This is a genomic window from Leifsonia poae (genome assembly GCF_027921845.1).
Classification (GTDB): Bacteria; Actinomycetota; Actinomycetes; order Actinomycetales; family Microbacteriaceae; genus Leifsonia; species Leifsonia poae.
Genome location: NZ_BSEN01000013.1, coordinates 40,551 through 63,284 on the forward strand (window position 1 = coordinate 40,551; position 22,734 = coordinate 63,284).

At 68.3% G+C, this 22,734-nt stretch carries 18 protein-coding genes and 1 tRNA gene; 12 read left to right on the forward strand and 7 right to left on the reverse strand.

Annotated elements, in window-relative coordinates:
- Positions 1 to 30: 30 nt before the first annotated feature.
- From PKE84_RS13190 to PKE84_RS13230, 9 genes are all read left to right on the forward strand, one after another.
- Positions 31 to 2,358 (forward strand): glycosyltransferase family 2 protein, encoded by a 2,328-nt coding sequence (locus tag PKE84_RS13190; RefSeq protein WP_271177718.1) that lies wholly within the window; start codon positions 31 to 33, stop codon positions 2,356 to 2,358.
- An 8-nt stretch (positions 2,359 to 2,366) separates the two neighbouring features.
- Positions 2,367 to 3,989: a chitinase gene (locus PKE84_RS13195; protein ID WP_373877145.1), complete on the forward strand. Its 1,623-nt coding sequence runs from the start codon at positions 2,367 to 2,369 to the stop codon at positions 3,987 to 3,989.
- Positions 3,990 to 4,352: 363 nt separating this feature from the next.
- Positions 4,353 to 5,366, forward strand: a complete 1,014-nt coding sequence (locus tag PKE84_RS13200; RefSeq protein ID WP_271177720.1) for a LacI family DNA-binding transcriptional regulator — start codon at positions 4,353 to 4,355, stop codon at positions 5,364 to 5,366.
- Between the two features lie 139 nt (positions 5,367 to 5,505).
- Positions 5,506 to 6,810, forward strand: a complete 1,305-nt coding sequence (locus tag PKE84_RS13205) for an ABC transporter substrate-binding protein (RefSeq protein WP_271177721.1) — start codon at positions 5,506 to 5,508, stop codon at positions 6,808 to 6,810.
- A 97-nt stretch (positions 6,811 to 6,907) separates the two neighbouring features.
- Positions 6,908 to 7,900: a carbohydrate ABC transporter permease gene (locus PKE84_RS13210; protein ID WP_271177722.1), complete on the forward strand. Its 993-nt coding sequence runs from the start codon at positions 6,908 to 6,910 to the stop codon at positions 7,898 to 7,900.
- The gene (locus PKE84_RS13215; RefSeq protein ID WP_271177723.1) at positions 7,893 to 8,732 is read left to right on the forward strand and encodes a carbohydrate ABC transporter permease; all 840 of its coding nucleotides are present in this window, start codon (positions 7,893 to 7,895) and stop codon (positions 8,730 to 8,732) included. The genes PKE84_RS13210 and PKE84_RS13215 overlap by 8 nt, the downstream gene beginning before the upstream one ends.
- 56 nt (positions 8,733 to 8,788) lie before the next feature.
- A complete protein-coding gene (locus PKE84_RS13220; RefSeq protein WP_271177724.1) occupies positions 8,789 to 10,720 on the forward strand; it encodes a glycoside hydrolase 5 family protein in 1,932 nt (643 codons plus the stop codon).
- A 256-nt stretch (positions 10,721 to 10,976) separates the two neighbouring features.
- Positions 10,977 to 11,050, forward strand: a tRNA-Pro gene (locus PKE84_RS13225).
- Between the two features lie 728 nt (positions 11,051 to 11,778).
- A complete protein-coding gene (locus PKE84_RS13230) occupies positions 11,779 to 12,459 on the forward strand; it encodes a TylF/MycF/NovP-related O-methyltransferase (RefSeq protein WP_271177725.1) in 681 nt (226 codons plus the stop codon).
- A gap of 62 nt (positions 12,460 to 12,521) precedes the next feature.
- Here the strand turns inward: PKE84_RS13230 and PKE84_RS13235 are convergent, their stop codons facing one another.
- On the reverse strand, positions 12,522 to 13,433 hold the full coding sequence (locus PKE84_RS13235) for an alpha/beta fold hydrolase (RefSeq protein WP_271177726.1): 912 nt from the start codon (positions 13,431 to 13,433) through the stop codon (positions 12,522 to 12,524).
- Positions 13,434 to 13,615: 182 nt separating this feature from the next.
- On the opposite strand from PKE84_RS13235, the gene PKE84_RS13240 reads away from it, so the two are divergent.
- On the forward strand, positions 13,616 to 16,456 hold the full coding sequence (locus PKE84_RS13240) for a helix-turn-helix transcriptional regulator (RefSeq protein WP_271177727.1): 2,841 nt from the start codon (positions 13,616 to 13,618) through the stop codon (positions 16,454 to 16,456).
- A 37-nt stretch (positions 16,457 to 16,493) separates the two neighbouring features.
- On the opposite strand, the gene PKE84_RS13245 is transcribed toward PKE84_RS13240, so the two are convergent.
- Complete coding sequence (locus PKE84_RS13245) at positions 16,494 to 16,907, reverse strand: GNAT family N-acetyltransferase (RefSeq protein ID WP_271177728.1); 414 nt, start codon at positions 16,905 to 16,907, stop codon at positions 16,494 to 16,496.
- Positions 16,908 to 16,981: 74 nt separating this feature from the next.
- A complete protein-coding gene (locus PKE84_RS13250; protein ID WP_271177729.1) occupies positions 16,982 to 17,569 on the reverse strand; it encodes a DUF1440 domain-containing protein in 588 nt (195 codons plus the stop codon).
- 159 nt (positions 17,570 to 17,728) lie between these two features.
- Here PKE84_RS13250 and PKE84_RS13255 point away from each other — a divergent pair, with 159 nt between their 5' ends.
- Together PKE84_RS13255 and PKE84_RS13260 are read left to right on the forward strand one after the other, a co-directional pair.
- Positions 17,729 to 18,268: a PadR family transcriptional regulator gene (locus PKE84_RS13255; protein ID WP_271177730.1), complete on the forward strand. Its 540-nt coding sequence runs from the start codon at positions 17,729 to 17,731 to the stop codon at positions 18,266 to 18,268.
- Positions 18,269 to 18,273: 5 nt separating this feature from the next.
- Positions 18,274 to 19,983 (forward strand): ABC1 kinase family protein, encoded by a 1,710-nt coding sequence (locus PKE84_RS13260; protein ID WP_271177731.1) that lies wholly within the window; start codon positions 18,274 to 18,276, stop codon positions 19,981 to 19,983.
- A 44-nt stretch (positions 19,984 to 20,027) separates the two neighbouring features.
- On the opposite strand, the gene PKE84_RS13265 is transcribed toward PKE84_RS13260, so the two are convergent.
- From PKE84_RS13265 to PKE84_RS13280, 4 genes are read right to left on the reverse strand one after another with little or no spacing between them, the layout of a single operon-like run.
- Positions 20,028 to 21,005: a zinc-binding dehydrogenase gene (locus PKE84_RS13265; RefSeq protein WP_271177940.1), complete on the reverse strand. Its 978-nt coding sequence runs from the start codon at positions 21,003 to 21,005 to the stop codon at positions 20,028 to 20,030.
- A 19-nt stretch (positions 21,006 to 21,024) separates the two neighbouring features.
- Positions 21,025 to 21,447, reverse strand: a complete 423-nt coding sequence (locus tag PKE84_RS13270) for an organic hydroperoxide resistance protein (protein ID WP_271177732.1) — start codon at positions 21,445 to 21,447, stop codon at positions 21,025 to 21,027.
- 31 nt (positions 21,448 to 21,478) lie between these two features.
- Positions 21,479 to 21,943, reverse strand: coding sequence for a MarR family winged helix-turn-helix transcriptional regulator (locus PKE84_RS13275; protein WP_271177733.1), 465 nt, complete (start codon positions 21,941 to 21,943; stop codon positions 21,479 to 21,481).
- Between the two features lie 46 nt (positions 21,944 to 21,989).
- Positions 21,990 to 22,730 carry an SDR family NAD(P)-dependent oxidoreductase gene (locus tag PKE84_RS13280; RefSeq protein WP_271177734.1) on the reverse strand — a complete coding sequence of 247 codons (741 nt, stop codon included), beginning with the start codon at positions 22,728 to 22,730 and terminating at the stop codon, positions 21,990 to 21,992.
- Positions 22,731 to 22,734: the final 4 nt, after the last annotated feature.

Genomic DNA, 22,734 nt, shown 5'->3' on the forward strand with positions numbered 1-22,734 from the left:
CTCTCCTATTTCAAGGACGCATACCCGATCATGAGTTCTACAAGTTCATACAACCCTGCCCGCAAACGGCAGCTCGGCGCTGAGAAGCGAACCGAACCGCTGCCGACCGTGCACCCGAAGCCCTCCGACCGCAAGATCACCTTCAGCCGTGTCGCCATCGTGCTCACCGTGCTGTTCTGGGTGATCTATGTGGTCACCACGATCATCCGTCAGTTCCTGGTGCTCGGCACGCAGGACTTCCGCTTCACGATGGAGGCGATCGGCTACCTCGTGGTCGTCACCTTCCTGACGTTCTCGGCGCTGATGTACCTGGTCGCCCGCCAGGGTGCGCTGGTGCGGTTCAAGAAGCACGTGCGTGTTCCCCGCGCCGAGCTCGACCGTCACTTCGCCGCCAACCAGCCGTCGATCACCGTGCTCGTGCCCTCCTACGCGGAGGAGCCCGAGGTCGTGAAGATGACCCTGCTGTCGGCCGCGCTCCAGGAGTTCCCGTCGATGCGCGTCGTGCTGCTGCTCGACGACAACCCCCACCCGACCGACCCGGCCGTGGCGGACCGCCTGAACGCCACCCGCGCCCTCGCCGACGACATCAGCCGGATGCTCGCCGAGCCCCGCTCGCGGTTCACGGATGCCCTGCTGCGGTTCGAGCTGAACGACACCGACACCTTCGTCGCACCGCACACCGCGGTGGAGCTGGCCGGCGAGTACGCCTGGGCCGCCGAGTGGCTCTACGCCCAGGCGGACGCCCACGCGATCGACGACCACGTCGACCTGTTCTTCGCCGACCAGGTGCTGCGCGGCCTCGCCGACGAGCTCGCCCTCGTCGGGCAGGCTGTCGAGGCCGCCCTCGAGGACGGCGCCGCCCTGACCTCCGAGCGCGTCGCGCAGCTCTACCGCCGCCTCGCCTGGACTTTCGACGCCGACCTCGCCGTGTTCGAGCGCAAGCAGTGGGCATCCCTCTCGCACGAGGCCAACAAGGCGATGAACCTGAACGCCTACATCGGCCTGATGGGCGGCACCTACCGCGTCGAGGAGACGCCGGATGGTCCCATCCTGACCCCGGTGAGCTCGCGTCGTCCCGGTGACATCGAGATCCCCGACAGCGACTTCCTGCTGACCCTCGACGCCGACTCGATCCTGCTGCGCGAGTACTGCCTGCGCCTCACGTACTTCCTGCAGCAGCCGGACAACGCCCGTGTCGCCGTGACCCAGACCCCGTACTCGTCGTTCCGCGGCGCCGGCACCCGCATCGAGCGCCTCGCCGGCGCGACCACCGACATCCAGCACATCCTGCACCAGGGCATGAGCTACTACGGCGCCACCTTCTGGGTGGGCGCGAACGCCGTCATCCGCAAGCGCGCCCTCGAAGACATCGTCGAGACCGAGTTCGTCGGCGGCTTCGAGGTGCGCCGGTATATCCAGGACCGCACGGTCATCGAGGACACCGAGTCGAGCGTCGACCTCGGCACCCACGGCTGGACCCTCGTGAACTACCCGGAGCGCCTGAGCTACTCCGCCACCCCGCCCGACTTCGGCTCGCTGATCGTTCAGCGCCGCCGCTGGGCGAACGGCGGGCTCCTCATCCTCCCGAAGCTGTGGCGCCAGGTGCGCGAGCGCAAGCGTCGCGGCGACCTGGTGTCGCGCACCGAGCTCATGCTGCGGGTGAACTACATGGCGTCGATCGCCTGGGCGAGCTTCGGCCTGATCTTGCTGCTGGCGTACCCGTACGACGGCCGCCTGCTCAGCCCGGTCGTGCTCCTTGCGGCGCTGCCGTACTTCATCGCGATGGCCAGCGACCTGCGCTACGCCGGCTACAAGGCCACCGACGTGCTGCGCATCTACGGCTTCAACCTGATCCTGCTCCCGGTGAACCTGGCCGGCGTGCTCAAGTCGATCCAGCAGTCGCTCACCGGCAAGAAGATCCCGTTCGTGCGCACCCCGAAGGTCAAGAACCGCACCGCATCCCCGCTGCTCTACGTGATCACGCCGTTCCTGATCGTCGCGTTCTCGGTCTTCACGCTGTGGCGTGACGTCAACGCGCAGAACTGGGGCAACGCCGCGTTCGCGCTCTTCAACGCGACCCTCGCTGTGTGGGCGATCATCTCGTACATCGGCATCGGCAACTCGATCGTCGACATCTGGCTCGGCCTCACCCGCCCGCTCTACGTCGAGAAGAACCGCACCCGTGCCGCGGACACCCCGGCTCCGGCGGCCGACGTGCTCGACTGGCGCTCGGTGCTCTACCACGGCCACGCCGGCGGCGACCTGCCGCGTGTCGAGGCCACCCACCGCATCACCGAGTCGGTCGAGACCGATGTCACCTCCGACACTCTCTCCGACACCGAGAGGCAGGCCGCCTGATGGCCCGCGTGAAGAAGCAGCAACAGCAGCAGGCTGCCGAGAACCGCGACGCCCAGGCGCCGACCGGAGGCAACTCCGACGGTGGCCGTCGCCTGTCGCCGCTGCGCGTGATCGGGGCAGCCCTGGTGGCCGCGATCGTCGTCTCGGCCGGAGTGGTCGGGTTCCAGTGGTGGAGCGCCAAGGCGTCCGTCGAAGCCAAGCCGTGGTTCGCCGCGTACGTCGACGTGACCGCGACCCCGCGGTTCGCGTTCGAGAACCTCGGTGCGACGAAGACCAAGGATGCCGTGCTGTCGTTCGTCGTCGCCTCGGCCTCCGACGGCTGCACGCCGACCTGGGGCGCCGCGTACACCCTCGACCAGGCCCGCGCATCGCTCGACCTCGACCGCCGCATCGCCCGTCTGCAGCAGCAGGGCGGCACCGTCGCGGTGTCGTTCGGCGGCCAGCGCAACGACGAGCTCGCGGTGTCGTGCATCGACGAGACGGAGCTGAAGAAGGCGTACTCCACGGTCGTCGACCGCTACGAGGTCGGCACGATCGACCTCGACCTCGAGGGCGCCGGACTCAGCGACGCTGCAGCGAGCACGCGTCGGGCATCCGCCATCGCGGACCTGCAGCAGGAGCGGCGGGCGGCGGGCAAGAGCCTCGCCGTCTGGCTGACCCTCCCGGTCGCTCCGAGCGGGATGACCTCCGACGCCACCGACGCGATCGCGGCCATGCTCGCCGCCAAGGTCGACATCGCCGGCGTCAACCTGATGACGATGGACTATGGGACGTCGAAGGATGCGAAGCAGTCGATGGTCGCCGCCTCCGAGCAGGCCGTCTCGGCCGCCCAGCACCAGCTCGGCGTGCTCTACGACCGCAACAAGACGCACCTCAGCGACCCCAGTCTCTGGGCCAAGATCGGTGCCACGCCGATGATCGGCCAGAACGACATCGAGAAGGAGGTGTTCACCCTCGCCGACGCCAAGACGTTCAACACGTGGGCGACCTCCAAGGGCCTCGGACGTATGTCGATGTGGTCGGCGAACCGCGACAAGACCTGCGGATCGAACTATGTCGACACCACGGTCGTCTCCGACGCCTGCAGCGGCGTGAGCCAGGGCAAGACCACCTTCGCCTCGCTCCTCAGCGCACACTTCGACGGACGCATCTCGCTCGGCGAGTCCGCTGTGACCACCGCGGAGCCCACCTCGACCGCGGCCGTCGCCGACGATCCCGCCCACTCGCCGTACGCGGTCTGGGCGACCGACGATTCGTACCTCAAGGGAACGAAGGTGGTCTGGCACCACAACGTCTACGTGGCCAAGTGGTGGACCAAGGGCGACGTTCCCGACAACCCCGTGCTGAACGCATGGGAGACGCCGTGGACCCTCGTCGGCCCCGTGCTGCCGGGCGAGACGCCCATCCCTCAGCCCACTCTGAAGGCCGGGACCTTCCCCGACTGGAGCGGCACCACCGCCTACGACAAGGGCACCCGCGTGCTCTTCGAGGGCGTGCCGTTCGAAGCCAAGTGGTGGACGCAGGCCGATAGCCCGGAAGCCGCGTCCTCCAACCCCGACTCGTCCCCCTGGACCCCGTTGACCCAGGACGAGATCGACAAGCTGCTGGGCGGTGATAGCACCACCCAGTAAGGGTTCGGCGGCGGGATGCCTGCGACGTGCGCCCCCCAGTGCGTCTCGCATCCCGTCGTCGTTCGACCGGACTCCGCTGCGGGGTGGAGTCCTGGGCGGTCGTCCGCCTCTCGGTGTGCTCTGCGCGTCTCGACGCCCATTGCGCAGCGGCCGGACGGACGAACGCCCGGTGTCGGCGGGGAAGCTCTCTGCGCTTTCGGGTAGCGCATGTTCCGCCCCCGCCGACACGCTGCCTTGACGCGCCGTCCACCGCCACTTCGGCGGGCACTGGCTACTGTTGACCCAGCGCCGTTGTTGTCGTGGCGCCGCCATTCGTGCGCCGATGACCAGGCGCGACATCCCAGCGGGAAGGAGTGCCGAGACGTGAACCGCGTGACGATCGCCGGTCTCGCTGAACAGCTTCAGCTGTCGAAGGCCTCGGTCTCGTACGCCCTCAACGGGCAGCCGGGGGTGAGTGATGAGACCCGTCGACGCGTGCTCGAGCTCGCGCGGGAGCTGGGCTGGCACCCGAGTTCGAGCGCCCGCGCACTGTCGCGTTCGCGCACCGACGCGATCGGCATCGTGCTGCGGCGCGATCCAAGCCTGCTCGGCACCGAACCGTTCTACATGAGCCTGCTGGCCGGCGTGGAGAGCGTTCTCGCCGAGAGCGATCAGGCGCTTCTGCTGCGGATGGTCGGCACGCATCCCGGGCAGGACCTCGAGACCTACCGCCGGTGGAGCGGCGAGGGCCGGGTCGACGGCGTGCTCCTGTTCGACATCGCCCTCGACGACCCGCGTCCGGCACTGCTCGACAGCCTCGGCCTCGCGTTCGTGCTGCACGGCGCCCGCCCCCAGATCGCGCCCGGCCGTGTGCTCGTCTACAACGTGCGCGGTGACGCGGAGCTGATCGTCGATCACCTCGTCGCGCTCGGCCACAGCCGCCTGCTGCATGTGACGGGCCCGCTCGAGTTCGAACACGAGCACGACCGCCGCGACGCGGTCGCCGCCCGGGCCGCCCACCACGGAGCGCGCGCCTCGTTCGTCGGCTCGGACTACAGCTCGGAGGAGGGTGAGCGGATCGTGACCCAGCAGTTGCGCGCGCATCCGGAGATCACGGCGGTGGCCACGTCGAACGATCTGCTGGCGCTGGGAGCGTCGAACGCACTGGAGCGATTGGGGCGGGACGACGTGGCGCTGGTCAGCTGGGACGACTCCCTGCTCTGCCGCCTCGGCGCCCGCCCGATCACGGCGCTGGCGCGATTCCCCGAGGAGCAGGGGCGTCGCAGCACGCAGCTGCTGCTCGACAATCTGCGTGGTCTGCCCCCGGAGCACACGCGCGCCCGGCCGAGCGAATTGGTCGTGCGCACCACGAGCATCCCGGCGAGCGTACGGTTGTAAGGGGCACGACCGGTCTCGCGTAGACACCCGAGTCTCGTCTGGATATCGTTTTCGCGGGCCCTCTTGACAACTGAACCGGTTAAGTTAGCATCGGTCCCGTGGCGTTCCGCGCCACCCACCAAGAGACAAGGGAGTCACTATGAGAAAACGCGTCATTCTCGCGGGCGCGATCGCGGCCGCGATCGGCCTCGTCGCAGCCGGGTGCAGCGGATCGGGCGGGTCGACCGGCAATGCCAGCGGATCCACGATCACGTACTGGGCCAGCAACCAGGGCACCAGCCTCGACAACGACAAGCAGGTCCTCACCCCTGTGCTCGACGACTTCACGAAGAAGACCGGCATCAAGGTCAAGCTCGAGGTCATCGGCTGGAACGACCTGCAGACGCGCATCCAGACGGCGGTCACCAGTGGTCAGGGTCCCGACGTGCTGAACATCGGCAACACCTGGGCGGCTTCGCTGCAGGCGACCGGCGCGTTCCTGCCGTTCGACGACGCGAACATGAAGGCCATCGGCGGCGCGGACAAGTTCGTCAAGACGGCCCTCGACACGGGTGGCGCGCCCGGTAAGACCAAGACGAGCGTTCCGCTCTACGGTCTCGCCTACGGCCTGTACTACAACAAGGCGATGTTCACCGCCGCCGGCGTCACGCCGCCGACGACCTGGGAAGAGCTCGTCACCGACGCCAAGAAGCTGACCACCGGCGGCAAGTACGGCTTCGCGCTCGCGGCAGGCAGCTACACCGAGAACGCGCACTTCGCGTTCATCAACGCGGCTCAGGACAACGCCGAGCTCTTCGACTCGAAGGGCAACCCGACGTTCACCTCCGACGGCGTCGTCTCCGGCATCAAGCGCTACGTCGACCTGATGCAGAGCGACAAGGTCGTCAACACGTCGAACGCGCAGTACGACAACGGTGTGCAGGCGGTCAACGACTTCGCCAAGGGCAAGGTCGCGATGATCCTCAACCAGAACAACGCCGACTCGTCGATCGCTGCCAACGGCATGAAGTCCGACGCCTATGGTGTGGTTCCGTTCCCGGCACCCGAGGGCGGCCAGCCGGTCGCCAGCCACGTCGCCGGCATCAACCTGTCGATCATGAAGAACACCAAGAACAAGGATGCGGCGCTGCAGTTCGTGAAGTTCATGACCAGCGAGTCCACCCAGACCACGCTGGGCAAGCCGTACGCCTCCCTCCCGGTGCTCAACGGGGCGAAGGCCAACTTCACCGACAACGCTGAAGAGGCTGCGACCTTCCAGAAGATCTACAACACGATGTCGAAGCCGCTGCCGCTGGTTCCGGCCGAGGACCAGTTCGAGAACACCGTCGGCAAGGCGATGAACGACATGTTCGCCAAGGTCGCCACCGGTGGAACGGTCAGCGAGGCGGACATCAAGGCCGCTCTGAAGACCGCGCAGGACCAGGTCGAGCAGTCGATCGGATAGCGTAACCGCGCATCCGCCCGCCGTGGGCGGCTCACGACTCAACACCGTCGTGAGCCGCCCCGGCAGCACCAGACAATCCCCGAGGTTTAGGATCCACATGTCGACGACGACATCAGCCGGAGGCTCCCTCAGCGCTCCCATCGCCACCGAACGTGCGGTGGCAACGCCCCCGCCCAAACAGCGCAAGCGCAAGAAGGGGTGGTGGATTCCGCTGGTGCTCCTGGCGCCGGCCATCATCTTCGAGATCTTCATCCACGTGATCCCGATGCTGACGGGCATCTGGATCAGCTTCCTCCAGCTGACGAAGTTCTTCATCGCCAACTGGAGCGAAGCCCCGTTCGTCGGGTTCAAGAACTACGCCGTCGCCCTCGACTTCAACAGCTCCATCGGCGCAGGCCTCCTGCAGTCGTTCACCGTGACCGTCGGCTTCACGATCCTGGTCGTCGGCATCTCGTGGGGGCTCGGGATGGCCGCCGGCGTCGCGCTGCAGCGCAAGTTCGCCGGCCGCGGCTTCTTCCGCACGCTGTTCCTCGTGCCCTACGCGCTGCCGATGTACGCCGGCATCATCGCGTGGAAGTTCATGCTCCAGAAGGACACGGGAGCGGTCAACCACTTCCTCTTCGACAACCTGAACCTTCCCGGTGACAAGCCATTCTGGCTGATCGGCGGCAACGCGTTCTGGTCGATCGTCATCGTCGCCATCTGGCGGCTCTGGCCCTTCGCGTTCCTGATGCTGATGGCCGGACTCCAGAGCATCCCGGAAGAGGTTTACGAGGCCTCGGCGGTCGACGGCGCGAAGCCGTTCCGCACCTGGCGCGCGATCACCCTGCCGATGCTGCGCCCGGTCAACACGGTGCTGCTGCTGGTGATGTTCTTATGGACGTTCAACGACTTCAACACACCATTCGTGTTGTTCGGCAACGCTCAACCAGCGGCCGGCGACCTCATCTCGTTCCACATCTACAACGCCTCCTTCCTCACCTGGAACTTCGGCTCCGGCGCCGCCATGAGCGTGCTGCTGCTGATCTTCCTGCTCATCGTCACCGGCATCTACCTGCTGGTCATCAACCGGAGGTCGCGTCGTGCGTGAAACTGCCTCGTCCAAGACCTTCCGCTGGGTCGTCCTGTTCGTACTGACGATCTTCACGGCCGTTCCGGTCTACGTGATGATCACGTCGTCGGTGAAATCGCTTCCGGATGTTCAGGGAGCCTTCACCTGGTGGCCGGAGCACATCACGTTCCAGCCGTACATCGACATGTGGTCGACCGTTCCGCTCGCGTCGTACTTCGTGAACTCGCTGATCGTCGCCGGATCCGCCACGATCGTGTCGCTGATCATCGCGATCTTCGCGGCCTACGCGATCTCGCGCTACCGGTTCAAGGGGCGCACCGTCTTCAGCACCACGGTGCTCTCGACGCAGATGTTCCCCGGTGTGCTGTTCCTGCTGCCGCTGTTCCTGATCTTCGTGAACATCAACCAGGCTGTCGGCATCCAGCTCGTCGGCACGCGGTTCGGGTTGGTGATCACGTATCTGACCTTCGCGCTGCCGTTCTCGATCTGGATGCTCGCCGGCTACTTCGACGGCATCCCGCGCGATCTCGACGAGGCGGCGATGGTCGACGGGAGTGGCCCGATGGGTGCGCTCTGGCACGTCGTCCTCCCCGCCGCGAAGCCCGGGCTGATCGCCGTCGCCATCTACTCCTTCATGACCAGTTGGGGTGAGGTGCTGTTCGCCTCGGTGATGACGACGGATGAGAACAGGACGTTGGCCGTCGGATTGCAGCTCTATTCGACCCAGACGAACGTCTACTGGAACCAGATCATGGCGGCCTCGCTCGTGGTGAGCATCCCGGTGGTCGTGGCGTTCCTGCTGCTGCAGCGCTCGTTCGTGGCCGGCCTGACGGCGGGCGCCGTGAAGTAGCTCCTGCCGCCGGCCGTCGCCTCCCTGTTTTACCGATCGTTCTCTGGAAAGGCATCATGGAACGCCCTTCACCCCTGCTCTCCGTCGAGGGAGCCCCGGCCATCTGGCTGGGTGCCAACTTCTGGTCGCGCACCGGCGGCCCGCTCATGTGGACCCGCTACGACCCGGCGGTCGTGCGAGAAGAACTGCGGGTCCTCGCCGAGCACGGCCTCAACATGACCCGCTCGTTCTTCTACTGGCCCGACTTCCACCCCACCCCCGACACGCTCGACGAGCAGTGCATCGAGAACTTCCACGACTTCCTCGACGCCCACAGCGAGGTCGGGATGACCACCGTGCCGACCTTCCTCGTGGGTCACATGTCGGGGGAGAACTGGGACCCGGCGTGGCGTGACGGCCGCGACCTGTACAGCGACGTCTGGTTCGTCGGGCGGCAGGCCTGGTACGTGCGCGAGCTGACCGCGCGGTTCGCCGCGCATCCGGCTGTCGCGGGCTGGCTGCTCACCAACGAGGTGCCGATCTACGGGGGTGAGGCGCCGCGCCCGATCGTCAACGCGTGGGCGTCGCTGCTCGTCAACGCCGTGCGCGCGGGCGGCGGAACGCAGCCGGTCGCCGTCGGCGACGGCGCCTGGGGCATCGAGACGACGGGGCATGACAACGGCTTCTCGTCCGTCGACATCGCCGCCTTTACGGACTTCGTCGGGCCGCACGTGTACCGCATGGAGTCGGACCAGACCCGCCAGCACCTCAAGGCCGCGTACATCGCCGAACTGTGCCAGATTGCCGGCCTGCCGGTGATCATGGAGGAGTTCGGGCTGACGAGCGACTTCGTCTCGCCATCCGGCGCTGCGTCGTACTACCGGCAGCTGCTCTACAACACGCTGCTCGCCGGCGCGACCGGCTGGATCGCCTGGAACAACACGGACTACGACGACCTCGTCGGCCAGCGCCCGTACTCGCATCACCCGTTCGAGCTGCACTTCGGGATCACGGACTCCTCCGGTGCGCCGAAGCCGCCGCTGCTCGAGCTCGCCCGGTTCGCCGGTGACCTCGCGGCGATCGACGTCGCCTCGGTCACGCGCTCGTCGGTCGACGCGGCACTGGTCGTGCCGTCGCACCTCGCCGCGGACTACCCGTTCACGCAGGAGGCGGAGCGCGCGCTGATCGTCGCCGCCGGGGAGCAGGCGTACGTCGCCGCCCACGAGGCGCACGTGCCCGTCGCCGTGGTGCGCGAGGAGGAGGACGGGGGAGTGCCGTCCGGGTACGGGCTGTACATCCTGCCGTCGGTCAAGCAACTGTGCGGTCCGACGTGGCTGCAGCTTCGAGAACTCGCTTCGGCCGGGGCGACCGTCTACGCGTCGTACTGCGCCGGTGACATCGGCGTGCAGCGCGGGCCCTGGTGGGCGTACACCGAGGAGCTGTTCGGTGTGCAGCGCGAGTCGGCGTACGGGCTCGTCGAGCCGGTGGCGGACGACGTGGTCACCGTGCGGTTCCTCTCGTCGTTCGGCTCGATCGAGGAAGGGACCTCGCTCTCGTTCGCCGCCGCAGGCAATGAGCATTCGCGGTCGTTCCTCCCGGTGTCGGCGACGACGGGGACCATCATCGCGGTCGACCAGCACGACAATCCGGTGATCGTGTCGCAGTCGCACGGGTCGGGGCGGGCCGTGCTGTCGACGTACCCGTTCGAGTACTTCGCCTCGGCGCTGCCGCGCGTGAACCCGGAGGAGACGTGGCGGCTGTACGACGCGCTGGCCGTCGTCGCCGACCTCGAACGGGATGTCGTGCTGGACGATCCGCTCGTGTTCGTGGACTCGCTGGTGCATGCCGACGGGCGGCGGTTCGTGTTCTTCGTGTCGCAGCATCCGGCGTCGGTGACCGTGTCGCCGGTCGTGTCGGGTGGTGCGCTGCAGACGCTGGCGGGGGATGCGGTGTCGTCGGTGACGCTGGAGGGGTACGGGGTCGAGGTGCGGGAATTGGTTTGGGAGTAGGGGTGGGCAGTGCTGGTCGGGCTGGCGTGGTGCCGGTCGGGCTGGCGCTGGCGTAACTCCGGAAGTCTCATGCGACACGCGGGCGCTGCGCGTCTAACTCCGGAACTTGCGCTTCACCCCGGCTCGAACTTCCGGAGTTATGCGAGGTCCCGCTCCCGCCGCACGCGCTCGGGCCGCTCACGCTCGTGGCACGACCTCCCTCGCGGACACGCTAGTATGGTCAAGTTGCTTTGGGGCTCCACCCTCGAAGCAGCATCGGGCTGTGGCGCAGCTTGGTAGCGCACTTGACTGGGGGTCAAGGGGTCGCAGGTTCAAATCCTGTCAGCCCGACGTAACGACAAAAAGAAGAGGGTGACCGCTCGCATGGCGAGCGGTCACCCTCTTCTTTTTGTCGTCACTTGCTGCTGACTATCGGGGTCCCCGCCGCGAGGGACCCCGGGCGCCGCCCCGAGCGCAGCGAGGCGCGGCAGCTGGGGGAGCGCGCGGGGCGCAGCCCGAGCGCTAGCGCTGACGCAGCTTTCTGACTGTCACCAGAACCCCGATCGTCGTCACGATGGACCCGAGCATCAGAAAGCCGATCGGGAACGCCAGATTCCATGCGCCAGCCGCGGGAAGCGGATACGTCCCACTAGTCAGGAAATAGCTCAAGAGGAGCGCGAGGCCTGCCGCGAGGACCCCCCAACCCACCCAGAGGAGATACGTGATCCGATAGCTCCGCCACAGCCTCTGTAACCCACCGTTGGTCATGAGAGCTAATCTAACGGCCGCTTGGTCGCATGCACGTGGCCGGGTCCGAGTCCTGACGCAGCACGAATTCACCGACCGACTGACCGTGTCGATCGACGCAGCCGGCCCGGAGCATCCGGCGGTGGGGTAGCTTGTGGACTGTGTCGATGCGGAAGCGTGTCAATGGTGTCCTGTCCCGGCTGACCGGGTACGAACTGCGGCGCGCGCGGCCCCGTGCCGACGGCCCGACGCCGGCGAGAACACCGACGGCGCCCACGCCCTCGGCGCGCACACCAGCGGCCGACGCGTCGGTGCCTGAGGCTCCTCCAGTTGTGAAGATTCCCACGGACATCGACGAGGAGGCCGCCGCGATCATCCGGGCGGTGCAGCCGTACACGATGACGAACATCGAGAAGCTGTACGCCGTCATCATGGCCGCGCGCTACGTCACCCGGTACGACATCCCCGGCGCGGTGGTCGAGTGCGGCGTGTGGCGCGGCGGGAGCGTGCATGCGATCGCCCGGGCGCTGGATGCTGTCGGCTCGCACGAGCGTGACGTGTACCTGTTCGACACGTTCGAAGGGATGACCGAGCCGGGGCCGCGGGACAAGCGCGGCGACGGTCGGCCCGCTGCCGAACTGCTGGCGTCGTACGACAAGACGTCCCGGGTGTGGGCGTACGCCTCCCTCGAGGATGTGCAGGAGGGCTTCCATGAGGTCCCCTACCCGGCGGAGAAGCTCCATTTCATCAAGGGGCCGGTCGAGGAGACCGTCCCCAGCCAGGCGCCCGAGCGCATCGCCGTACTGCGACTGGACACGGACTGGTACGAATCGACAGCGCACGAGCTGACGCATCTGTACGAACGGCTGTCGCCGGGCGGCGTTCTGCTGCTCGACGACTATGGGTGGTGGCAGGGATCGCGCGAGGCCGTCGACGAATTCATCGCACGCACCGGCGCCCGCCTCTACCTCGCCCGCACCGGCAGCGGGCGCGTCGCGATCAAACCCGAGTGATACGCGACGACCGGGGCCACACGCCCCGGTCGTCTCGTCGATCGCTCTCGGCCGACGAACCGTCATCGGCCGGTCAGGCTCCCGCTGTCACCCCCGAGGAAGTCGACGAGCAGTTCGTTGACGCGCCCGGCCTCGTCGTGGTGCACCCAGTGCGACGCGTTGGGCAAGCGCTCGACTGAGACCAGGTTGGGTACGTCCTCCGCGTGCGGTTCGGCGAGGTCGGCGCCGAGGTACCGGTCTTCCTGTCCCCAGATGACGAGGGTGGGTGCCGTGATGGTCAGAACCTTCTGCTTCGACCCGAGGCGGACCGCCGCGCGGTAGTAGTCGATCATGCCTGTGGCCGCTCCCTGCTGCGACCAGGCCGAACGGTACTGATCCAGCTCCTGCTGCGTGTACGCCGGATGCGCGTCGCGGAGGAAGCCCGTGAAGAACTTCCAGTTGTCGCGGGCGGCGCGACGCTCCGGTGAACCCGCGAGCTGGAAGTAGAAGAAGTACCAGCTCCTCAGCAGCTGCCGCGGGTTCTTCAGCCCCTCGTTCAGCTTGCGCGGGTGCGCCGCGTTCAGGATGACGAGACGGTCCACGACCTCCGGGTTGTTCATCGCCAGTGTCCAGGCGACCGATCCGCCCCAGTCGTGTCCGACCACCGTCGCCGTCTCGCTCCCGAGCGCCCGGATGAGGCCCCGGATGTCCGCGGCGGGCTTGTCGGCCGTGTAGTCGGTGAACGCCGCGGGCTTCGAAGACAGGTTGTAGCCGCGCAGGTCCGGTGCGACCACGTGGTAGCCCGCGTTCACGAGCGGCGCGATCTGCTCCCGCCAGGTGTACCAGAAGGCCGGGAAACCGTGCAGGAGGATGACGAGGGGTCCCTCGCCGGCTTCGACGTAGTGCAGTGTCACCTCGCCGACGTCCGCGTAGCCCTCGGTGAGTGCGGTACGCACGTCGACCGCTGCGCTGGTGAGTGTGCTTGTGGTGTTCATGATCAATCCCCTTTCAAGAGATCTCGTTGCTGATGTCATCGATCCTGTTCCTGTCGCTTTCCCTTCGCGCCCGGGAGATGCCCGGGTCCGCACCCCGGCGCCCGGCGCCCGGGGGTCGGCGCCGACCGCCTCTTGCCAGGGATCACGGCGATCCCTAATGTCGGAACTGGCGGTGGGTTGCCATGACGAGTCATGAAGAGAGCCGCGCACTGCACGGCAGGCGCGGCGAGTGCGAGCAGCTGGATGCGGTGCTGGCGAACGCGGTATCAGGCCGCAGCCAGGTGCTGGTGCTGCGAGGCGAGGCGGGCGTCGGCAAGACGGCGCTGCTCGATTACGTCGTGCAGCGCGCGGACGGCTTCGTGATCGCCCGGGCGACGGGTGTCGAGTCGGAGGTCGAACTCGCGTACTCGGTTCTCCAGCAGCTGTGCGCTCCGTTCCTCGACCGCGTCACCCACCTCCCCGAGCCTCAGCGCCAGGCGCTGGGTGTCGCGTTCGGCTCGCAGAGCGGCGAGCCGCCGGATCGGTTTCTCGTCGGTCTTGCCGTGCTCGGCCTCTTCGCGGAGGTGGCCGAAACCGCACCGCTGCTCTGCGCTCTCGACGACGCCCAGTGGATCGATACCGCGTCGGCTCTGACGTTGACGTTCGTGGCCCGCCGCCTCGTCGCGGAGCGGGTCGGGATGGTCTTCGCGGTGCGGGATGCGACGGATGCCGGCGAGGGAAGCGATGGGAGCGATGCGTTGGCGGCCCTCCCCACCCTCGTCGTTCGCGGTCTCGCCGACGCCGATGCCGCGGCCCTGCTCGATTCGGTGATCGTGGGGCCGTTGGATGAGCGGGTGCGCAGCCGGATCATCGCCGAGGCGCGCGGCAACCCGCTCGCGCTCCTCGAACTGCCGCGCGACCTGGACGCGGCGGAGCTGGCCTTCGGCAACGGTGCGGCCGACCGGTCGGCGCTCACCGGCCGGATCGAACAGGGCTTCATCCGGCGACTGGAGCAACTTCCCGAGCCGACCCGGCAGCTGATGCTGATCGCGGCCGCCGACCCGTCCGGGGATGTCACCTTGCTGTGGAGGGCCGCCGCCCGGCTCGGCATTCCGGCCGATGCGGCGACACCGGCACAGGAGGCCGGCCTGCTGGATCTCGGCGCTCAGGTCCGGTTCCGGCATCCCCTGATGCGGTCCGCGGTCTACCGCGCCGCCTCCGAACTGGATCGGCGCAGGGCGCACGAGGTGCTCGCGGCGGCCATCATCGGCGACAGTGACTCCGACTACCTCGCCTGGCACCGGGCCGTCGCGGCCGGTGGTCTGGACGAGGGTGTCGCCGCCGAACTCGAGGCCTCGGCCGTCCGTGCGCGGGCGCGCGGTGGATGGGCGGCGGCCGCCGCATTTCTGACCCGCTCCATGGAACTGACTCCTGAGCCCGCAGAACGCGCCCGGCGGGCTCTCGCCGCGGCGAACGCCCGGCTGCAGGCCGGTGCCACCGACGCGGCGCACACCATGCTCGCGATCGCCTCGGCCGGACCCCTCGGCGAGCTCGACGATGCACGGGCGCAACTGCTCGGAGCAGAGATCTCGTTCGCGTCCACGCGCGGGCGCGAGGCCCCATCGCTACTGCTTCGCGCCGCGAAGCGGTTCGAGGCGCTGGACGCCACGGTGGCGCGTGAGACGTATCTCGACGCGTTCACCGCGGCGCTCTTCGCGGGACGCCTCGCGGGTGGCGGTGGTGCGCTCGACGACGTGGCGGACTCGATCATCGACGCGCGCTGGGGCGACTCGGGAAGGAGGCTTCCGACCGCCTGTGAGCTGTTGCTGAACGGCCTCGCCGTGCTCGTCAGGAGCGGTTACGCCGCAGGCGTTCCGATGCTTCGCCGCGCCCTCGATGCGCTGAGGAGAGAGGGGATCGGCGACGCGGACGCCCTGCGCTGGCTCTGGCCGGCTTCACGTGCGGCCCGTGCGATCGGCGATGACGTCGGTTGGCTCGGCCTCACGGAGCAACTCGTCGCCGTCGCGCGGCGGACCGGCGCCCTCGCCATGCTGCCCATCGCCCTCACCGAGCGTTTCACCGTCGAGCTCTTCACGGGGGATCTCGCGGCCGCGCTCGCGCTCGCCGTCGAGGCGGACGCGGTGACCGCGGCCACCGGCAACGCCCTGTCTCCGCACATCGCGTTCCTGCGCGCGGCGTGGAGCGGCAGCGAGACCGAGGCGCGTGCGCTGATCGACGTCAGCCGCAGCGACGTCTCCGCGCGCGGTGAGGGTCTCTGGCTCATGGGAACGGAGCTGACGAGTGCCGTCTTCCTGAACAGTTTCGGACGGTACGACGAGGCGCTGGCGACGGCCGAGCACGCCGCCGAGCATCCGTTCGAGCTGGGGCTCTCGACCTGGGTCTACCCGGAGCTGGTCGAAGCCGCGGTGCGCAGCGACCAGGCGGAGCGCGGGGCGGCCGCGTTCGGCCGGCTGGAGGAGATCGCCCGCGCGAGCGGCACCGACTGGTCGCTCGGCGTTCTGGCACGTTGCCGTGCCCTGCTCGGCGACGACGACATCGCCGAGGCGTCGTATCAGGAATCGGCCGAACGCCTGAGTGGAACGCGCATCCGGATGGCGCTGGCGCGCACGAACCTGCTGTACGGCGAGTGGCTGCGCCGCAGCGGCCGGCGCATGGATGCGCGGGTGCAGCTGCGTCGGGCCCACGAGTTCTTCCGCGAGGCCGGGATGGAAGGCTTCGCGGAACGAACGCGGCGCGAACTGGCGGCGACCGGTGAGACTGTGCGCGCCCGCTCGGTCGACACCGCGAACGAGCTGACTGCACAGGAGGCCCTCATCGCACGCCTCGCGGCGGAGGGCAGGAGCAATCCGGAGATCGGGGCGCAGCTCTTCATCAGCCCGCGAACCGTCGAGTGGCATCTCGGCAAGGTGTTCACCAAGCTCGGTGTCACATCGCGCAGGGGACTACGCGCGACAGCCGTGGCGCCGGCCGGGCCGGGGCTGGGCTCGCCCGCGGCCGCACGCTACCAGGGCAGGATGCCGTAGCCGCCGTCTCCCTCGGCCAGGGCCGCCGGCTTCGCCATCACGCCGGTGGGGAGACCAGAGACTGGTACTCCGGGTGCTTCTCGACGAACGCCTTGACGACGGGGCATTCGATGACGATCGTGCGACCGCCGGACCGGATCTGGTCGAGCACTCTGCGGACCAGCTCGGAGGCGACACCCTGACCTTGGAACTCCGGGTAGACGTAGGTGTGGATCAACGTCACGACGTCGTCCTGCACGCGGTAGGTGATCCCGCCGATGAGGGTGTCGCCGCTGACGGCTTCGAACGTCTTGTCGGCTTCATTGTCCACGATGAAGAAGTCGATTCCGGTGCTCGGGGCAGCGCCGGCCTTCACTTCGTCGACCAATTCGGGCTGGGTTTCGCTCAGGAACCCTGCGCCGTCCGGGTAACCGGCTTCGTCGGGGTACTCGTCTCGATTGTTCTCGGTCATTCGGAGGTTCCTCTTTCTGTTCGGGCGCGGCGGGGCGGATCGGGCGGATCGGGCGGATCGAGTGGTGCGGGTCGTCAGCGGCGGCCGCCTCGGCGTGAGAGCAGCAGTGTGAAGGCGGCGGCCGTGCCCAGTCCGTAGACGAGGTGGGCGGCGAGATCCTTGCCGAGTGTCTTGGCGTCGTACTCGGTGATGGGCTTGTAGAGACGCATCGGAGGCAGGATGACATAGCTGAACGCCCACATCCCGGCCCCGAAGATCAGCCCGTAGCCGGTTCGCGGCTTGCGGAGCGATGCGGCGACCATCGCGTAGACCACGGCGCCCGAGAGGGAGTATCCCCAATGCATGACGTTGTTGGTGAGGCGAGCGCGCGAGTCGGGAAGCGTCCGCTCGAACAGTCCGTCGATGATCCGTCGCCCGACCTGGGCGGGAGCCGGGGCCTTGTCCCAGTCCGTGACGTCGGACGAGAACTCCCACTCGGCGAACGGTTCGTCACCGTGCTCCCGCCGGTACTGGGCGTAGAGCCACAGGTCCATGGCGAGCGTGCCGACCACGCCCGCGGCGGCACCTCGCGCGACGGCGCCCACCGGGGTGACCTGGGGTCGTCGTGACTCCGTCGAGGTATGCGCACACGATTGCATCCCGTTGCGCGCTGCAGCACTCATGATTTCGCTCCTCACCGCTGGGAGACCGCCCTGTCCCGAATGTCCTCCTGGTCGTGATCCCGTGTCAAGAGCGCTCGCCGCAGCCTGCTCGTGCCCCTATCGCAGGACCGGTTAACGATATATCGTTGAGTATCGTTGACGTTCACTGAGGAGGACATCATGAGTGGTTCGTTCCCGGGCGGCGGCTTCGGCGCCGGCAACGCCGAGGGCATGTGGCAGGCGTTCGAGCAGTTGCGCTCGACGTTCGAGAAGCGCGTCGGCACGCGCATGGGCAAGGGCGACGTGCGTGCAGCCGTTCTCGCGCTGCTCGCCGAGAAGCCCATGCACGGGTATCAGATCATCCGCGAGATCGAGGAGCGCAGTGGTGGCAGCTGGAAGCCGAGCGCCGGGTCCGTCTATCCCACGCTGCAGTTGCTCTCCGATGAGGGCCTGATCAGTGCCGAGGAGTCGAACGGTCGCAAGACCTACGCGCTCACCGAGGAAGGCCGGGCGGAGGCCGAGGCGGCCGGCGCGGCGCCGTGGGAGTCCGCGGGCGCCGGTGGTGACGCGGGGTTCGGCGCTCTGCCGAAGGCGGGCTTCGAACTCGCGCAGGCGGCGGCTCAGGTGCGTCGCACCGGCACCCCGGAGCAGATCCAGCAGGCCGCGGTCGTGCTCGACGAGGCGCGCCGCCGGCTCTACTCGATCCTCGCCCAGGACTGACGCGAGTGCCGTCGGGTCGTCGGAGTCGACAGGGATCGACGGATGCGGGCGCCACGCGCGCCCGCTACCGTCGCATCCTGCGTTTCGCCGGCTGGAACCTCGCCGTCACCTGGTGGTACGAGCTGTTCCTGCCGCGCATCGGGCTCGCGAAGGTCGCTGAGCGCACCCGGTCGAAGCGGATGCGGCGCTTCGCCCAGCGCTTCCATGTGCTCGCGGTCGACCTCGGCGGGCTGATGATCAAGGTCGGGCAGTTCATGTCGTCCCGGCTCGACGTTCTACCACCCGAGATCACGGCCGAGCTGGAGGGCCTGCAAGACGAGGTGCCCGCTGTTCCCTTCCCTCAGATCCGCGCGCTGGCGGAGGCGGAACTGGGCGTGCCGCTTGAGCGGGCCTTTGCGTGGGTCGATGAGACCCCGGTCGCCGCGGCCTCCCTCGGGCAGGCCCACCGTGCGCGCCTCACGCGGACGGATGCCGCCGACAGCGGTCTCGACGGCGTCGTGATCAAGGTGCAGCGGCCGGGGATCGACGCGATCGTCGATGTCGATCTCGCGGCCCTGCGCAAGGTCGGCGGATGGCTCAGCCGCGTGCGCCTGGTGTCCGACCGCGTCGACGCGCCCGAACTCGTCGAGGAGTTCGCGCAGACGAGTCTCGAAGAGATCGACTACCTGCATGAGGCGGCGAACGCCGAGCGTTTCGCGGCGGACTTCGCGGACGACGAGCGTGTCGCCGTGCCCGCCATCGCCTGGGAGCGCACGACGCGGCGGGTGCTCACCCTCGAAGACGTCACGGCGATCAAGATCACCGACGCCGAGGCGCTGCGCGCGGCGGGCATCGACCCGGCAGACGTCGCCCCGGTTTTCGCAGCGGTCATGTTCGATCAGCTGTTCACCAACGGCTTCTTCCACGCCGATCCGCACCCGGGCAACATCTTCGTCACGCCGACGCCGGATGTTCCGGGCGAGCGCCCCTGGAAGCTGACGTTCATCGACTTCGGGATGATGGGCGAGGTGCCGACCGGCACCCGCAGCGGCCTGAGGAAGCTGCTGATCGCGGCCGCATCGCGGGACGGCAAGGGCCTGGTGGACGCGATGCAGGATGTCGGCGTGCTGCTGCCCTCGGCCGAGACCACCCAGCTCGAGAGGGCGATGACACAGCTCTTCGCCCGGTTCGGTGGGATGGGCTTCGCTGAGCTGCGCGAGGTCGACCCACGCGAGTTCCGCCAGTTCGCGGTGCAGTTCGGCGATGTGATCCGTTCGCTGCCGTTCCAGCTGCCGGAGAACTTCCTGCTGATCATCCGGGCGATGTCGCTCACCTCCGGAGTGTGCAGTGCGCTCGATCCCGGATTCAATCTGTGGGACTCGGTCGAGCCGTACGCGGCGCAGCTCCTACGCGACGAGGGCGGCAACGTTGTTCAGGACTTTGCGAAGCAGGCCGTGGAGATCGCGGGCATCGCGCTACGGCTGCCCAAGCGGCTGGATGCGCTCATCGACCGCTTCGAGGACGGCACGGTGGAGGTCGCGACGCCCCGGCTCGAGCAGCGGGTGGCCCGGCTCGAGCGCACGGCGCGGCGACTCGTCTCCGCGCTCGTGTTCGGCGCTCTGCTCATCGCCGGTGCCGTGGTGCGCGCAGACGATGCCGTGCTCGGCACGGTGCTCATGGTCGCGTCGGCACTCCCTCTGCTGTACACACTGTTCGCGGGCCGTCGCGGCCGCTGAGCGACCGCGACGACCCGCAGGGTCCGTCGATCAGGCGACGGCGATCAGGCTCGGAGCAACACCTTGCCCACGCGCCCCGGCTGGTCGCTCGCCGTCACGGCGGCGCTGATCTCGTCGAAGTCGTACGTCGCCGCGACCGGGAGGGTCAGCGATCCGTCGAGAACGCGGGTGATCAGTTCGCCGAACAGCTTCCCCTTGAGGTCGGCCGGCATCTCGCGGCTGACGACGCTGCCCCAGAAGCCCTTGATGGTGCCCTGCTTGAAGATGACGTCACCGGAGGAGATCTCGAGCGTCGGCGATGCCATCGCCCCGAAGACCACGAGCGTGCCGTTGACCGCGAGTGTGGACATGACGTCGCCGGCGGAGCGGCCGCCGACCGAGTCGATCCCGACGTGGATGTCGGCTCCGCCGGTGATCTCGGCGAGGCGGTCGCGCCAGTCGTCGGAGTCGGTGGCGATGACGCGATCGATGCCCTGCGCACGGAGTTCGTCGACACCCGCCGCGCGGCGTACGAGCCCCACGACGTTGATGCCGCGCGCGGCGCCCAGCTGGGCGACCATCCGGCCCACTGCGCCGTTGGCGGCGTTCTGGATCAGCCAGTCGCCCTCCTTCAGGTCGAGGGAGTGCAGCAGGCTCAGCGCGCTGAACGGCATCGAGACGAGCTGGGCGGCGGCCTCATCCGGCAGGGCATCCGGAACCGGGATGAGCCCTGCAGCATCGGCCACGAAGTACTCGGCCCACACGCCGAAGGTGCCGCCGGTGGTGACGCGCTGACCGACAGCGAGCTGATCCACATCGGGGCCGAGGGCGTCGACGACGCCGACCGCCTCCGTGCCCGCCTGGGCAGGGAGCTCGGGCTTGAAGCCGTAGGTGCCGCGCACCGTCCACAGGTCGTGGTTGTGGATGGCGGAGAGCAGCGTGCGAACGCGGACCTGGCCCGGACCGGGCTGGGGGAGCGCTCGCTGCTCGACGGCGAGGAGGGCGGCGGGGTCGCCGAACTCGTGGTGGACGAGGGCGCGCATGGTGTCGTCGGTCATGTGATCAGTCCTCCGAGACGGTGATCGTGACGTCGATGTTGCCACGGGTCGCGTTGGAGTAGGGGCACACGAGGTGGGCGGCATCCGCGAGCGCCTGTGCCTGGGCGGGCTCGATGCCGGGAAGCACGACCTCCAGGAGCACCGAGAGCTGGTAGCCGCCCTCGCCGTTCGAGCCGATCTGAACGCGGCTGCCGACCGACGAGTCGGTCAGCTTCACCTTCTGGCCGCGGGCGACCGCCTGAAGGGCGGAGTGGAAGCAGGCCGCGTAACCGGCGGCGAAGAGCTGCTCGGGGTTGGTGCCGGCACCCGAGCCGCCCATCTCCTTGGGGATGGCGAGGTCGAGCTGGAACGAGTCGTCGCTCGTGGCGACGCGACCGTCGCGGCCGGCTCCCGTCGAGAGTGCTTCTGCGGTGTAGAGGGCGTTCATGTGTGCCTTTCGTGGTTCGGTGGTGCGAAGTTCAGTGCTGGGCGGCGGGCTGGGCCGCTGTCTGCTGCGCGCTCGCGGCGTGCATGGTCTCGGTGAGGCGGTGGAGGGTGTCGATGAGTTGCGCGGCGGCCTGTTCGTCGGGCAGGCCCGTGCCTGCGGCGATCCTGGCCGGGATGTGCGCCAGTTGGGGGTGGAGCTCTCGGCCGCGCTCGCCGATCGTCACGGTGACGACACGCTCATCGGGGGAGCGCCGCTCGCGCCGGACGAGGCCGGCCTGCTCCATGCGGCGAAGCAGGGGGGAGAGCGTTCCCGAATCCAGCTGCAGGTGCTCGCCCAGGGAGCTCACGGTCTGATCGCCCTCGATCCACAGGGTCACCAGCACGAGGTACTGGGGGTAGGTGAGCCCCCACGGCTCGAGAAGCGATCGGTACGCCTGAGTCGTCGCGCGGGTGGCGGCGTAGAGGGAGAAGCACACCATCTCATCGGTCACGGACATGAGTCAATGATTGCACGCAATTAGGTTGTGCACAATTCAAGGTTGGCTACCGCGATCGCGACAGGGGCACTCCGGTTGCGTCTTCGAGACGTGCCAGCAGGTCATCCTGGAAGGAGCGGTCATTCACCGCGGGGTGCGCCTGCTGACGACGACGGTGGTACCAATAGCCTCCGCTCGTGAGGGCTTCCGCATCGTCGCTCGCGGCGAGCCATTCCTGGGTCTCGTGACCCAGGCCGAAGTCGTCGGGCGCGCCGGCGCCGCCCATCCTGGTCGGCACCCAGCCAGGATCGACGGCGTTGCTGAGGAGATCCGGGCTGATCCGGGCGACGGCGGCCATCAGCGTGGTGACGAACAGTTTGCTGTCGGAGTAGGTGCGCGTAGCGCGAGCTCCCGCCCAGTCGACCCCGTCCAGCGAAGCATGTCCGCCCCTGTGCATGCCGCTGCTGAGGTAGATGTGGCGGCGCGGTCCGGCCAGCAGAGCCGTGACGAGATAGGGCGCCACCACGTTCACGGGCATCAGAGCAGCGCCGGAGATCACGCCGGCGTTGTGGATCACCGCATCGATCGGCGCGAGACCGTTCAAGTCGGCGATCGCGCCGAGCACCGCTTCTCGGTCGGAGAAGTCGGCGACGATGAGGCCGGCGCCCCGCTCGACCAGCGGCCGGACGGCATCCACCCGCCTCTCATTACGGGCATGCACGACGACGTCGTGCCCCTGAGCGAGCAGCGCCTGCGCGGTGGCGAAGCCGAGTCCATCGGCCGATCCGGTGACCAGTATGCGAGACATGGTG

Excerpts from the sequence above, each read along its gene's own strand:
- PKE84_RS13190 (WP_271177718.1), top strand. The coding sequence starts at position 31 with ATGAGTTCTACAAGTTCATACAACCCTGCCCGCAAACGGCAGCTCGGC.
- PKE84_RS13205 (WP_271177721.1), top strand. The coding sequence starts at position 5,506 with ATGAGAAAACGCGTCATTCTCGCGGGCGCGATCGCGGCCGCGATCGGC.
- PKE84_RS13210 (WP_271177722.1), top strand. The coding sequence starts at position 6,908 with ATGTCGACGACGACATCAGCCGGAGGCTCCCTCAGCGCTCCCATCGCC.
- PKE84_RS13220 (WP_271177724.1), top strand. The coding sequence starts at position 8,789 with ATGGAACGCCCTTCACCCCTGCTCTCCGTCGAGGGAGCCCCGGCCATC.
- PKE84_RS13235 (WP_271177726.1), bottom strand. The coding sequence starts at position 13,433 with ATGAACACCACAAGCACACTCACCAGCGCAGCGGTCGACGTGCGTACC.
- PKE84_RS13240 (WP_271177727.1), top strand. The coding sequence starts at position 13,616 with ATGACGAGTCATGAAGAGAGCCGCGCACTGCACGGCAGGCGCGGCGAG.
- PKE84_RS13245 (WP_271177728.1), bottom strand. The coding sequence starts at position 16,907 with ATGACCGAGAACAATCGAGACGAGTACCCCGACGAAGCCGGTTACCCG.
- PKE84_RS13250 (WP_271177729.1), bottom strand. The coding sequence starts at position 17,569 with ATGAGTGCTGCAGCGCGCAACGGGATGCAATCGTGTGCGCATACCTCG.
- PKE84_RS13255 (WP_271177730.1), top strand. The coding sequence starts at position 17,729 with ATGAGTGGTTCGTTCCCGGGCGGCGGCTTCGGCGCCGGCAACGCCGAG.
- PKE84_RS13265 (WP_271177940.1), bottom strand. The coding sequence starts at position 21,005 with ATGCGCGCCCTCGTCCACCACGAGTTCGGCGACCCCGCCGCCCTCCTC.
- PKE84_RS13270 (WP_271177732.1), bottom strand. The coding sequence starts at position 21,447 with ATGAACGCCCTCTACACCGCAGAAGCACTCTCGACGGGAGCCGGCCGC.
- PKE84_RS13275 (WP_271177733.1), bottom strand. The coding sequence starts at position 21,943 with ATGTCCGTGACCGATGAGATGGTGTGCTTCTCCCTCTACGCCGCCACC.
- PKE84_RS13280 (WP_271177734.1), bottom strand. The coding sequence starts at position 22,730 with ATGTCTCGCATACTGGTCACCGGATCGGCCGATGGACTCGGCTTCGCC.